Source organism: Azotobacter tropicalis (assembly GCF_059739045.1).
Window position 1 is genome coordinate 3619720 of the sequence record NZ_AP046059.1, and the last position, 13972, is coordinate 3633691.

8 protein-coding genes and 1 pseudogene are annotated in these 13972 nt (G+C 67.7%); 5 read left to right on the plus strand and 4 right to left on the minus strand.

The annotated features are described in order from the left end of the window. Positions 1-15: 15 nt before the first annotated feature. The 4 genes and pseudogenes from msrA to aceE all read right to left on the minus strand — a co-directional run bounded on the left by msrA (position 16) and on the right by aceE (position 6283). Positions 16-666, minus strand: a complete 651-nt coding sequence (gene msrA / locus Atro_RS17175) for a peptide-methionine (S)-S-oxide reductase MsrA (RefSeq protein WP_497924192.1) — start codon at positions 664-666, stop codon at positions 16-18. A gap of 54 nt (positions 667-720) precedes the next feature. Then, a complete protein-coding gene (locus Atro_RS17180; RefSeq protein WP_497922317.1) occupies positions 721-1821 on the minus strand; it encodes an IS630 family transposase in 1101 nt (366 codons plus the stop codon). 156 nt (positions 1822-1977) lie between these two features. Next, a complete protein-coding gene (gene aceF / locus Atro_RS17185) occupies positions 1978-3624 on the minus strand; it encodes a dihydrolipoyllysine-residue acetyltransferase (protein ID WP_497924194.1) in 1647 nt (548 codons plus the stop codon). An 11-nt stretch (positions 3625-3635) separates the two neighbouring features. After that, positions 3636-6283: pseudogene (gene aceE, locus Atro_RS17190) on the minus strand (pyruvate dehydrogenase (acetyl-transferring), homodimeric type). Between the two features lie 240 nt (positions 6284-6523). Here aceE and glnE point away from each other — a divergent pair. The 5 genes from glnE (at position 6524) to Atro_RS17215 (ending at position 13923) form a co-directional block, all read left to right on the plus strand. Next, the gene (gene glnE / locus Atro_RS17195) at positions 6524-9466 is read left to right on the plus strand and encodes a bifunctional [glutamate--ammonia ligase]-adenylyl-L-tyrosine phosphorylase/[glutamate--ammonia-ligase] adenylyltransferase (protein WP_497924195.1); all 2943 of its coding nucleotides are present in this window, start codon (positions 6524-6526) and stop codon (positions 9464-9466) included. A gap of 108 nt (positions 9467-9574) precedes the next feature. Further along, positions 9575-10498, plus strand: a complete 924-nt coding sequence (locus Atro_RS17200) for a branched-chain amino acid transaminase (RefSeq protein WP_497924197.1) — start codon at positions 9575-9577, stop codon at positions 10496-10498. A 118-nt stretch (positions 10499-10616) separates the two neighbouring features. Further along, positions 10617-11666, plus strand: a complete 1050-nt coding sequence (gene waaF / locus Atro_RS17205; protein ID WP_497924199.1) for a lipopolysaccharide heptosyltransferase II — start codon at positions 10617-10619, stop codon at positions 11664-11666. Further along, on the plus strand, positions 11667-12728 hold the full coding sequence (gene waaC / locus Atro_RS17210) for a lipopolysaccharide heptosyltransferase I (RefSeq protein WP_497924201.1): 1062 nt from the start codon (positions 11667-11669) through the stop codon (positions 12726-12728). Between the two features lie 70 nt (positions 12729-12798). Further along, positions 12799-13923 carry a glycosyltransferase family 4 protein gene (locus tag Atro_RS17215; protein WP_497924203.1) on the plus strand — a complete coding sequence of 375 codons (1125 nt, stop codon included), beginning with the start codon at positions 12799-12801 and terminating at the stop codon, positions 13921-13923. Positions 13924-13972 lie beyond the last annotated feature (49 nt).

The following is a 13972-nucleotide window of genomic DNA, read 5'->3' on the forward strand; positions in this document are numbered from 1 at the left end:
GACCCGCCGTCGGCCTCAGGCCGGCGGCAGGCAGACGCCGGTGCCGCCCAGCCCGCAGTAGCCGCCGGGGTTCTTCGCCAGGTACTGCTGGTGATACTCCTCGGCGTAGTAAAAGGGCGGGGCGTCGGCGATCTCCGTGGTGACCGGGCCGTAGCCGGCCTTCGCCAGTTCCGCCTGGAAGCGCTCCCGGCTGGCCTCGGCAGCGGCGCGCTGGGCAGCGTCGAAGCAGTAGATCGCCGAGCGGTACTGGGTGCCGATGTCGTTGCCCTGGCGCATGCCCTGGGTCGGGTTGTGGATTTCCCAGAAGGTCTTCAGCAGCGTCTGGTAGTCGGTCTCCTGCGGATCGAACACCACCAGTACCACCTCGGTGTGCCCGGTCAGGCCGGAGCAGACCTCCTCGTAGGTCGGGTTCGGCGTGAGGCCGCCGGCATAGCCGACCGCCGTGCTCCACACCCCCGGCTGCTGCCAGAAGCGCCGCTCGGCGCCCCAGAAGCAGCCGAGGCCGAACAGCGCCTGCTGCAGTCCGGCCGGGAAGGGCGGCTTCAGGGGGTGGCCGTTGACGTAGTGGGCCGCCGGCACCGGCATGGCTTCGGTGCGTCCGGGCAGCGCCTGGGCGGGATCGGGCAGGGCCAGCTTGTGGGCGAGAATCTGCGAGCGCAGCACCATGGGAGTTCTCCTTGGGGGTCGACGAGGCATCGCCGACTATCCTAGTGTGGTGAATCACAAGTTCGCTTCATTATTATTTCTTTGCAAGGCTCGAGCAGCCCTGCCGACAGAGGCCAGGATTTCACCTGCTCCCTTACTCCAGCGGAAAGGCCTTGGATTCTGGTTGTAGGTCGCCAGGTAATACTCGATGGACTGCTCGAGATCCTTCACGCTGGTATGGGCCTGGCGCTTTATCCACTTCTGGGTGAGCATCGAGAAAAAGCGCTCCACCCGATTCAGCCATGACGCAGACGTCGGGGTGAAATGCACGTGATAACGCGGGTGCGCGACAAGCCAGGCACGCACCTTGTCGGTCTTGTGCACGGCATAGTTATCCATGATCAGGTGGATGGCCTTGTCGCTCTTGACCGTTTCCTCGATGGCCCTGAGAAACTCCAGGAATTCTGCGCTGCGGTGACGGCGCTTGAGACGTCCGATCACCTCGCCGGTGGCCACATCCAGGGCGGCAAACAAGGACGTCGTGCCATGGCGCTGATAATCATGGGTACGGGTCGCCGGATACCCAGGCTCCAACGGCAGCCCCGGCTGTGTTCGATTGAGCGCCTGGATCTGGCTTTTCTCATCGACACACAGTACCAGCGCTTTATCAGGGGGATTTAGATAGAGCCCGACGATATCCTGCACCTTGTCGACAAAGGCAGGATCGGTGGACAGCTTGAAGGTGTGCTCCAGGTGGGGCTTGAGCCCGAAGGCTCGCCAGATACGCTGTACGCTCGCCGGTGAAATATGGGTGGCCTTGCTCATCCGGCGCGAGCTCCAATGACTGGCATCGTCGGGCCTGGTCTGCCGCACCCGGTCGACCACTTCCTGGACCTTTTCATCACTGATGCTGCGTGGGCGGCCTGAGCGCGGCTCGTCATTGAGGCCTTGCAGGCCCAAACGGGCGAAGCGAAGGCGCCACCTCGAAACGGTTTGCGCCGTAATGCCAAGCCGTCGAGCAATGGAAGAGCCGGACTCGCCTCGAGCGCAGGACAGAATGATCTCGGCGCGCAGCTGCATATCGGCAGGCCCCTTGTGCCTGGCTCGGCGGCGGGTGAGTTCGGCATGCTCTTGTTCGGTCAGTTCGATCCGAACGGCTGGGCGGCCTGTTTTCATCGCATGTCTTCCGAAAGAACTCTGTCAGCTCCGCGGTAGACAAGACTTATCCTGAGTAGTTGTGATTCACCACACTAGCGCGGAAATAAAAAAGCCCCGCCACGAGGGCGGGGCCGAAGATTAAAGAGCGTAGCGGGCTCGCTCTTTAAGGGAAGCTCACAGCAGCAGCGAGCGGATATCCGCCAGCACGTCGCTGAGGCGCTTGGTGAAGCGCGCCGCGGCGGCGCCGTTGATCACCCGGTGGTCGTAGGACAGCGACAGCGGCAGCATCAGGCGCGGCTGGAAGGCCTTGCCGTCCCACACCGGCTGCATCGTGGCCTTGGAGACCCCGAGGATCGCCACTTCCGGCGCGTTGACGATCGGCGTGAAGCCGGTGCCGCCGATGTGGCCGAGGCTGGAGATGGTGAAGCAGGCACCCTGCATGGCGTCGGCGCCGAGCTTCTTGGTGCGCGCCTTCTCCGCCAGCTCGGCGGCCTCGGCGGCCAGCTGCAGCAGACTCTTCTGGTCGACGTTGCGGATCACCGGCACCAAGAGGCCGTCCGGCGTGTCCACGGCGAAGCCGATGTGCACGTACTTCTTGCGGATCACTGCCTGGCCGCCGGGGGCCAGGGAGCTGTTGAAGTCCGGCAGCTCCTTGAGCAGGTAGGCGCAGGCCTTGAGCAGCAGCGGCAGCACGGTCAGCTTGACCCCGGCCTTCTCGGCGACGGCCTTCTGCGCGACACGGAAGGCTTCCAGCTCGGTGATGTCGGCCGAGTCGAACTGGGTCACGTGCGGTACGTTCAGCCAGCTGCGGTGCAGGTTGGCGGCGCCGACCTGCATCAGGCGGGTCATCGGCACCTCTTCGATCTCGCCGTACTTGGCGAAGTCGACCGCCGGAATCGGCGGGATGCCGGCACCACCGGTCGTGCCGGCGGCCGGCGCTTCCTTGGCTTTCAGCATCATGGCCTTGACGTAGACCTGCACGTCCTCCTTGAGGACGCGCCCGCGCGGACCGCTGGCGTTCACCGCCGCCAGGTCGACGCCGAACTCGCGGGCCAGTTGGCGCACGGCCGGACCGGCATGCACCTTGGCGCCGTTGCGAGTCGGTGCGCCGACCGGTGCCGGCGCTGCGGCCGGGGCCGCTGCCGGAGCGGCCGGAGCCTGCTGGACCGGTGCCGCTGCCGGTGCGGGGGCTGCGGGAGCCGGCGCCTTGGCGGCCGGCGCCGCGGCAGCGCCGGCGGTACGCAGGGTGAGGATCAGATCGCCGGTGCCGACTTCGTCGTTCAGGGCGATGGCGACGCTCTCGACCAGGCCGGCGGCCGGGGAGGGAATCTCCATGCTGGCCTTGTCGGACTCCAGCACGATCAGCGACTGCTCGGCCTGGACTTCGTCGCCGGCCTTGACCAGCACTTCGATGATCTTCGCCTTGCCGGCCGAGCCGATGTCGGGAACCCGGATTTCCTGGCTCACGGCGGCGGCCGGAGCGGCGGGAGCGGGTTCGGCGGCAGCGCCGGCGGAGGGTGCCTCGGCTTCATCGACGGCCTGGGTCGGCGCGGTAGGCACCGCGGCCGCAGCGGCCGGCGCCTCGGCACCGGCGGCGGCTTCCAGCTCGATGATCGCGTCGCCTTCCTTGAGCTTGTCGCCCAGCTTGACGGTCACGTTCTTGACCTTCCCGGCCCTGGGGCTGGGGACTTCCATGCTGGCCTTGGCGGACTCCAGCACCACCAGACCCTGCTCGACCTCGATGAGGTCGCCGGCCTTGACCAGCAGCTCGATGACTTCCCCATCGCCGCCGATATCGGGTACGCGGATGATTTCGCTCACGATGGCTCTCCTCAGCAGTCCAGGGGGTTGCGCTTGTCGGGATCGATACCGAACTTGGCGATGGCCTCGGCGACCACCTTGGGTTCGATGTCGCCGCGATCGGCCAGCGCTTCCAGCGTGGCCAGCACCACCCAGTAGCGGTCCACCTCGAAGAAGTGACGCAGCTTCTTGCGGCTGTCGCTGCGGCCGAAGCCGTCGGTGCCGAGCACCTTGTATTCCTTGCTCGGAACCCACTGGCGGATCTGGTCGGCGAACAGCTTCATGTAGTCGGTGGAAGCCACCACCGGCCCCTTGCGGCCGTTCAGGCACTGCTCGACGTAGCTCAGCTCGGGCTTCTGCTCCGGATGCAGGCGGTTGCGGCGCTCCACGGCCAGGCCGTCGCGGCGCAGCTCGTTGAAGCTGGTCACGCTCCACACGTCGGCGGCGATGTTGTAGTCCTCGCGGAGGATCTTCGCCGCTTCGCGCACTTCGCGCAGGATGGTGCCGCAGCCGAGCAGCTGGACGTGATGCGCGGCGTCGCGCTTGTCTTCCTCAAGCAGGTACATGCCCGGATGATGCCCTGCTCGACGCCTTCCGGCATGGCCGGCTGGGCGTAGGCTTCGTTCATCGCGGTGAGGTAGAAGAAGACGTTCTGCTGCTCTTCGGTCATCTGACGGATGCCTTCGCGGATGATCACCGCCATCTCGTAGGCATAGGTCGGATCGTAGGTGCGGCAGTTGGGGATGGTCGAGGCCATGATGTGGCTGTGACCGTCCTCGTGCTGCAGGCCTTCGCCGTTCAGCGTGGTGCGTCCGGCGGTGCCGCCGATCAGGAAGCCGCGCGCCTGGCTGTCGCCGGCCGCCCAGGCCAGGTCGCCGATGCGCTGGAAGCCGAACATCGAGTAGTAGACGTAGAACGGCAGCATCGGCTGGTTGTGGTTGCTGTACGAGGTCGCCGCGGCGATCCAGCTGGACATGGCGCCGGCCTCGTTGATGCCTTCCTCGAGGATCTGGCCCTTCTTGTCCTCGCGGTAGAACATCACCTGGTCCTTGTCCACCGGCTCGTAGAGCTGGCCGACCGAGGAGTAGATGCCGAGCTGGCGGAACATGCCTTCCATGCCGAAGGTGCGCGCCTCGTCGGGGATGATCGGCACGATACGCGAGCCCAGCTCCTTGTCCTTGACCAGCTGCGCGAGGATCCGCACGAAGGCCATGGTAGTGGAGATTTCGCGGTCGCCGGTGCCGTCGAGGATCGCCTTGAGGGTGTCCAGCGGCGGGGTCGGAATGCTGATGCTCTTGCTGCGGCGCTGCGGCACGAAGCCGCCCAGGGCCTCGCGGCGGCTGCGCAGGTACTTCATTTCCGGGCTGTTCTCGTCCGGCCGGTAGAACGGCAGGCTTTCCAGCTCCTCGTCCTTCAGCGGGATGTCGAACTTGTCGCGGAACAGTTTGAGGCTCTCGACATCGACCTTCTTCACGTTGTGGGCGATGTTCTTCGCCTCGCCGGCACCGGTGCCGTAGCCCTTGATGGTCTTGGCGAGGATCACGCTCGGCTGGCCCTTGTGGTTGACCGCCTGGTGATAGGCGGCATAGACCTTGTAGGGGTCGTGGCCGCCACGGTTGAGCTTCCAGATGTCCTCGTCGGACATCTCTTTGACCATCTCCAGCAGCTCGGGGCGCGCGCCGAAGAAATGCTTGCGCACGAAGGCGCCGTCTTTGGCCTTGTAGTTCTGGTAGTCGCCGTCGACCACCTCGTCCATGCGCTGCTGCAGCAGGCCGGCATGGTCCTTGGCGAACAGCGGGTCCCAGAAGCGGCCCCAGACCACCTTGTTGACGTTCCACTGGGCGCCGCGGAACACGCCTTCGAGTTCCTGGATGATCTTGCCGTTGCCGCGCACCGGGCCGTCGAGGCGCTGCAGGTTGCAGTTGATGACGAAGATCAGGTTGTCCAGCTTCTCGCGGCCGGCCAGGGCGATGGCACCGAGTGATTCCGGCTCGTCGCACTCGCCGTCGCCCATGAAGCACCAGACTTTCTGCTTGCCGGGGGTGATGAAGCCGCGGTCTTCCAGGTACTTCATGAAGCGCGCCTGGTAGATCGCCTGGATCGGGCCCAGGCCCATGGAGACGGTGGGGAACTGCCAGAAGTCCGGCATCAGGTGCGGGTGCGGGTAGGAGGACAGGCCGTTGCCGTCGACTTCCTGCCGGTAGTTTTCCAGCTGTGCCTCGCTGAGGCGGCCTTCAAGGAAGGCGCGGGCGTAGACGCCGGGAGAGGCGTGGCCCTGGAAATAGATCAGATCGCCGCCATGTTCGGCAGTGGGCGCCTGAAAGAAATAGTTGAAACCGATATCGTAGAGGGTGGCGCTGGACGCGAAGGTGGAGATGTGGCCACCCAGGTCCGGGTCCTTCTTGTTCGCCCGCATGACCGTGGCCAGCGCATTCCAACGCACCAGGGAGCGGATGCGGCGTTCCATGAACAGGTCGCCGGGCATGTGCGCTTCGTGGGTCACCGGGATGGTGTTGCGATAGGGCGTGGTGATCGCGTAGGGCAGCTGAGTGCCCGTGCGGGTGGCCAGCTCGCCCATCCGGGTCAGCAGATAGTGGGCGCGCTCTTCACCTTCGTGGTCGAGGACGGATTCGAGCGAGTCCAGCCACTCCTGGGTCTCGATGGGGTCAAGGTCTTGCATGTCTTGCATGTCTTGCTCCATAGCGGAAGGCTTCCTTGAGTCGGGAGCCTGGATGCGCAGCCGGCCTTATGGGCGGCGGCGGGTTTGTTGTTAGCAGGTCGGCGGGTGATCCGACTGTCTTGTAGTTTTACTACAAAACGATGGCGCTTTCAGCCCCCTCCCGAGCAATTTTGTAAAATCACTTCATGGGCCGGGATTCGAGCCGCGTGCGGAGCGGCCCGGCCAACACAGGAAACAAGCATGAGCCTACCTACGCTGGTCGCCCTTCCCCCCTCGCTGGAATCTCTGGGCGAGCGCGCCCTGGCAGCGTTCGAACAGGCCGTCGCCGCGCTCGGCGCTGATTCGGCGACCGCTCTTGTCGGCTGGTCGCCGGCATGTCGCGCTGCCTTCGTGCGGGTCTGCGCGACTAGCGAGTTCGTCGCCACCCAGGCCTTGCGCGATCCGGCGATGCTCCTGCAACTGGCCGACAGCGGTGCCCTGGAGCGCTCCCTGGCGTCGGACGAGCTGCGCGGACAGCTCGCCGCGCTGCTCGCCGACTGCGGTGACGAGGAGGAGCTGGGCCGGCGGCTGCGGCGCTTTCGTCATCGTCAGCAGCTGCGCATCGTCTGGCGCGACATCACCCGCCAGGCGGACCTGGTCGAGACCTGCCGCGATCTTTCCGAACTCGCCGACGTCTGCATCGACTTGGCCTGTCAGTGGCTGCACGAGCGGCTCTGCACGCAGTTCGGCACGCCGCGCGGGCGCCGCTCCGGGCTGCCGCAGCAACTGGTGGTGCTCGGCATGGGCAAACTGGGCGCCGGCGAGCTGAACCTGTCCTCGGACATCGACCTGATCTTCGCCTACCCGGAGGGCGGCGAGACCGACGGTGAGCGGCGCAATCTGGACAACCAGGAGTTCTTCGTCCGTCTCGGCCAGAAGCTGATCAAGGCGCTGGATGCCATCACCGTGGACGGCCAGGCCTTCCGCGTCGACATGCGCCTGCGTCCCTACGGCTCCAGCGGACCGCTGGTCTACAGCTTCAACGCCATGGAGCAGTACTACCAGGACCAGGGGCGCGACTGGGAGCGCTACGCGATGATCAAGGCGCGGGTGGTCGGCGGCGATCGCGAAGCCGGGCGCCAGTTGCTGGAGATGCTGCAGCCGTTCGTCTACCGGCGTTACCTGGACTTCTCCGCGATCGAGGCGCTGCGCGACATGAAGCAGCTGATCCGCCAGGAGGTGCGCCGCAAGGGCATGGCGGACAACGTCAAGCTGGGCGCCGGCGGCATCCGCGAGGTGGAGTTCGTCGCCCAGGTGTTCCAGCTGATCCATGGCGGCCGTGACCGCAGCCTGCAGCAGCGGCCGCTGCTGAGGGTGCTGGCGACCCTCGAGGGGCAGGGTTATCTGCCGCCGGCGGTGGTGGCCGAGCTGCGCGAGGGCTACGAGTTCCTGCGCTACACCGAGCACGCCCTGCAGGCCATCGCCGATCGCCAGACCCAGATGCTGCCCGACAACGAGCTCGACCGGGCGCGGGTCGCCTGCATGCTCGGCTGTGCCGGCTGGGAGGCGTTCCTCGTCCGGCTGGCGCACTGGCGCGAGCGGGTCGACTGGCACTTCCGCCAGGTGATCGCCGCGCCCGGCGAGGACGAGGCGCCCGAGGAGCGGCCGGTCGACACCCAATGGCTGCCGTTGTGGGAGAGCGCCGGGGACGAGGCGTCGGCCTGCCGGCAGCTGGCCGAGGCCGGCTTCGCCGATCCGCAACAGGTCTGCCAGCGTCTCGCGGCGCTGCGCGGCGGCAGCCAGGTGCGCAGCATGCAGCGCCTCGGTCGCGAGCGGCTCGATGCCTTCATCCCGCAGCTGCTGGCCCTGGCGGTGGAGCAGGACGACCCCGATCTGGTGCTGGAGCGGGTGCTGCCGCTGGTCGAGGCGGTGGCGCGGCGCTCCGCCTATCTGGTGCTGCTCACCGAAAACCCCGGCGCCCTGCAGCGCCTGCTCGCCCTCTGCGCCGCCAGCCCGTGGGTCGCCGAGCAGATCACCCGCTTCCCGCTGCTGCTCGATCAGCTGCTCAACGAGGAGCGCCTGTACAGCCCGCCGCAGGAGGCGGAGCTGGCGGCCGAGCTGAACGCGCTGCTCTTGCGCATCCCCGAGGACGACCTGGAGCAGCAGATGGAGGCGCTGCGCCACTTCAAGCTGGCCCACCGGCTGCGCGTCGCCGCCTCGGAAATCGCCGGCACCCTGCCGTTGATGAAGGTCAGCGACTACCTGACCTGGCTGGCCGAGGCGATCCTCGACCAGGTGCTCACGCTCGCCTGGCGGCAGATGGTCGCCCGCCATGGCAACCCCAGGCGTGGCGACGGCAGTCCCTGCGACCTGGACTTCATCATCGTCGGCTACGGCAAGGTCGGCGGTATCGAGCTGGGCCACGGTTCGGACTTGGACCTGGTGTTCATCCACGACGGCGACCCGCAGGCCGAGACCGACGGCGCCAAGCCGATCGACGGCGCGCAGTTCTTCACCCGCCTGGGCCAGCGCATCGTTCACCTGCTCACCGCGCAGACCCCTTCCGGGCAGCTCTACGAGGTGGACATGCGCCTGCGCCCGAGCGGCAATGCCGGGCTTCTGGTCAGCTCGCTCGGCGCCTTCCTGCGCTATCAGGAGCACGAGGCCTGGACCTGGGAGCATCAGGCGCTGGTGCGTGCCCGGGTGCTGGTCGGCAGCCCGCGGCTGGCCGCCGCCTTCGACCAGGTGCGCGCCCGGGTGCTGGCCTGCCCGCGCGAGCTGGACGGCCTGCGCCGCGAGGTCGGCGAGATGCGCGCGAAGATGCGCGCCAACCTCGGCACCGCGAGCACGGCCGCCGGCACGGCGGAAAACGCCTTCGCGGCGACGGTCCCCTTCAATCTCAAGCAGGATGCCGGCGGTATCGTCGATATCGAATTTATGGTGCAATATGCGGCCCTCGCCTGGTCGCACCAGCATCCCGAGCTGTTGCGCTACACCGACAACATCCGGATTCTGGACGGCCTCGCGCAGGCCGGCCTGTTGCCGTGCGACGAAGTTCGCCTGCTGCAGGAGGCCTACAAGGCCTATCGCGCCGCGGCCCACCGACTGGCCCTGCAGAAGCAGCCGGGCGTGGTGGGCGGCGATCAGTTCCAGGACGAACGTCGAGCGGTGATGCGGATCTGGCGGGAGCTGGGATTGAGCTGATCTGAGCGGGGCGCCTGCGGGGGGCCTGCCGAATATAGGGGTGGCGCGAGGCGCCGCCCGGTCTGGATGTGTATTACGTAGCGAATTCTCTTGAGGAGCAGGCTAATTATGTCGATGGCCGACCGTGATGGTGTGATCTGGTACGACGGCGAACTGGTGCAGTGGCGCGATGCGACCACCCATGTGCTGACCCACAGCCTGCACTACGGGATGGGCGTGTTCGAGGGCGTGCGTGCCTACAACACTCCGCAGGGCACGGCGATTTTCCGTCTGCAGGCGCACACCGACCGCCTGTTCGACTCGGCGCACATCATGGGCATGAAGATCCCCTTCACCAAGGACGAGATCAACGAGGCGACCCGCGCCGCGGTGCGCGAGAACAAGCTGGACAGCGCCTACATCCGCCCGCTGGCCTTCTACGGCTCGGAAGGCATGGGCCTGCGCGCCAGCGGCCTGAAGGTCCGCGTCATCGTCGCCGCCTGGCACTGGGGCGCCTACATGGGCGAGGACGCGCTGGAGCAGGGCATCAAGATCCGCACCAGCTCCTTCACCCGTCATCATGTGAACATCACCATGACCCGCGCCAAGTCCAGCGGCGCCTACGTCAACTCCATGCTGGCCTTGCAGGAGGCGATCTCCGGCGGCGCCGACGAGGCCCTGCTGCTCGATCCGGAAGGTTATGTGGCCGAGGGCTCGGGGGAGAACATCTTCATCGTCAAGGACGGCGTGATCTACACCCCGGAAGTCACCGCCTGCCTGAACGGCATCACCCGCAACACCGTGCTGACCCTGGCCCGCGAGATGGGCATCGAGATCGTCGAGAAGCGCATCACCCGCGACGAGGTGTACATCGCCGACGAGGCCTTCTTCACCGGCACCGCCGCCGAAGTCACGCCGATCCGCGAAGTGGACGGCCGGCAGATCGGCATCGGCCGCCGCGGCCCGGTCACCGAGAAGCTGCAGCGCGCCTACTTCGATCTGGTCACCGGCAAGACCGCCGCCCATTCCGAGTGGCGCACCCTGGTCAAGTAAGCCGCGTGCCGCGTAGGTTGGGCCGAGGGCATAGCCCGAAGCCCAACAAGGGACTCGCGCGCTGGCGCCGCGCTCGTTCCGCGGCGCTTGACCCAACCTACGATCCGTCCGAATTCCTATGAATATCCTGATCATCGGTCCCAGCTGGGTCGGCGACATGGTGATGGCGCAGACCTTGTTCGTCTGCCTGAAGCAGCGCCATCCCGACTGCGAAATCGACGTGCTGGCGCCCGACTGGAGCCGGCCGATCCTCGAACGCATGCCCGAGGTGCGTCGCGCGCTGAGCTTTCCGTTCGGTCACGGCGTGCTCGACCTGGCCGGCCGCCGCCGAATCGGCAAGTCGCTGGCCGGACAGTACGACCAGGCGATCCTTCTGCCCAACTCGCTGAAGTCGGCGCTGGTGCCGTTCTTCGCCGGCATCCCCAGGCGCACCGGCTGGCGCGGCGAGATGCGTTACGTCCTGCTCAACGACATCCGCCGGCTGGACAAGGCGCGCTACCCGCTGATGATCGAGCGCTTTATGGCGCTCGCCTTCGAGCCCGGTGCCGAACTGCCGCAACCCTATCCACGGCCGGCCCTGCGCATCGAGCCGCAGAGCCGCGCGGCGGCGCTGCAGAAGTTCGGCCTGAGGCTCGGCCGGCCGCTGCTGGCGCTCTGTCCCGGCGCCGAGTTCGGCGAGGCCAAGCGCTGGCCGGCCGAGCACTACGCCGCCGTGGCCGAGGCCAAGCTGCGCGCCGGCTGGCAGGTCTGGCTGTTCGGCTCGAAGAACGACCATTCGGTCGGCGAGTCGATCCGCGCCGCCCTGGCGCCCGAGCTGCGCGAGGCGACGGCCAATCTGGCCGGGGAAACCAGCCTGGCCGAGGCGCTCGACCTGCTGTCCTGCGCCGACGCGGTGGTGTCCAACGACTCGGGGCTGATGCACGTGGCCGCCGCACTGGGCCGCCCGCTGGTGGCGGTGTACGGCTCCACCTCGCCGCAGTTCACCCCGCCGCTGGCCGAGCAGGTGGAGATCGTCCGCCTGGGCCTGGACTGCAGTCCCTGCTTCGAGCGCACCTGCCGCTTCGGCCACTACGACTGCCTGCGCGAGCTGGCACCGCAAGGGGTGCTGGACGCCCTGCAGCGCCTCGCCGGCGATCCTCTGCCCGACCCGCTGCCGCAGGAGCACTGAGTGCGCGTACTGCTGATCAAGACCTCCTCGCTGGGCGACGTCATCCATACCCTGCCGGCGCTGACCGACGCGGCGCGGGCGCTGCCCGGCATCCGCTTCGATTGGGTGGTGGAGGAGGGCTTCGCCGAGATTCCCGCCTGGCACCCGGCGGTGGAGCGGGTGATCCCGGTGGCGATCCGTCGCTGGCGCCGCAGCCTCTGGCAGGCGACGACCCGCGCCGAGTGGCGGCGCTTCCGGCAGAGCCTGGGAGACGACTACGATCTGGTGATCGATGCCCAGGGCTTGCTGAAAAGCGCCTGGCTGACCCGCTTCGGCGGCGCGCCGGTGGCCGGGCTGGACCGTCGCTCGGCGCGCGAGCCGCTGGCCAGTCTCTTCTATGGACGCCGCTACCCCGTGCCTTGGGGCCAGCATGCGGTGGAGCGGGTGCGTCAGCTGTTCGCCCAGGCGTTGGGCTACGCTGTGCCGGCGACGGTCGGCGACTACGGCCTGGAGCGCAGCCGGCTGGCCACGCCGGCGACCGCGCCCTATCTGCTGTTCCTGCACGGCACCACCTGGGACAGCAAGCACTGGCCGGAAAGCTACTGGCGCGAGCTGGCCGAACGCATGGCCGGCGAGGGCTGGGCGGTGCGCCTGCCCTGGGGCAATGCACTGGAGCAGGCCCGCGCCGAGCGCATCGCCGAGGGACTGGCGGCGGTCGAGGTGCTGCCCCGAACCAACCTTGCCGGTATCGCCGGCATTCTCGCCGGGGCCGGCGCCTGCGTGGCGGTCGACACCGGCCTCGGCCACCTGGCGGCGGCGCTGGATGTGCCGACCGTCTCCCTCTACGGCCCGACCGATCCGCGCCTGACCGGCGCCTACGGCCGCCATCAGCGTCACCTGACCAGCGACTACCCGGCTTGCGTGCCCTGCCTGCAGAAGGCCTGCAGCTATCGGCCGACCGAGGAAGACCGCCAGCGGCTGGACCTGAGCCGCGAGCAGCCGGTGTGCTTCAGCCGCCTCGCCCCGCCGCGGGTGGCCGGCGAACTGCGCGCGCTGCTGGACGAGGCGGCGGGCCGATGCTGAGCGGGCCGGTTCTTTGCGGTGTCCCGGCGTGTCCGGCGCCGACCCACGCTTTTGCCGACAGGACCTCCTGATGCAGCTGGCCTTCATCCTCTACAAGTACTTTCCCTTCGGCGGGTTGCAGCGCGATTTCCTGCGCATCGCCCTGGAGTGCCAGCAGCGCGGGCACGCCATCCGGGTCTACAGCATGTTCTGGGAGGGCGAGATTCCGCCGGGGTTCGAGGTGCTGATCGCGCCGGTCAGGGCGCTGTTCAACCATACCCGCAACGAGCGTTTCACCGCCTGGGTGCAGGCCGACTTGGCGCGCCGCCCGGTGGAGCGGGTGATCGGCTTCAACAAGATGCCCGGGCTGGACGTCTACTATGCTGCCGACCCCTGCTACGAGGACAAGGCGCAGACCCTGCGCAACCCGCTCTACCGCCTGTGGGGCCGCTACCGGCATTTCGCCGACTACGAGCGCGCGGTGTTCGCGCCGCAGGCGAAGACGCAGATCCTGATGATCTCCGAGGTGCAGCAGCCGCTGTTCGTCAAGCATTACGGCACGCCGGCGGAGCGCTTCCATCTGCTGCCGCCGGGGATTTCCGTCGACCGCCGCGCGCCGGTCGACGCCGGCGCGATCCGCGCCGACTTCCGCCGCGAATTCGGCCTGGGCGACGACGACCTGCTGCTGGTGCAGATCGGCTCCGGCTTCAAGACCAAGGGCCTGGACCGCAGCCTCAAGGCGCTCGCCGCGCTGCCCGCCGCGCTGAAGCGGCGTACCCGGCTGATCGCCATCGGCCAGGACGATCCGCGGCCCTTCCAGCTGCAGGTCAAGGCGCTCGGCCTGTCGGAGAGGGTCGAGATCCTCAAGGGGCGCAGCGACATTCCGCGCTTTCTGCTCGGCGCCGACCTGCTGATCCACCCGGCCTACAACGAGAACACCGGCACCGTGCTGCTCGAGGCGCTGGTCGCCGGGCTGCCGGTGCTGGTCACCGACGTCTGTGGCTATGCTCACTACATCGCCGAAGCCGGCTGCGGGCAGGTGCTGCCCAGCCCGTTCGATCAGGAGCGCCTGAACCGGACGCTCGCCGGACTGCTCGAGGACGACGCACGCCGCGCCCTCTGCCGGCGCAACGGCCTGGCCTACGCCGAAACCGCCGACCTCTATTCCATGCCGCAACGGGCCGCCGACCTGATCCTGGCGGAGCAGGGCGCGTGAGGTCTTTGCCGGGTGCAGCGCTCCCCCTGTCGGCGGTATCGTGGTTCAC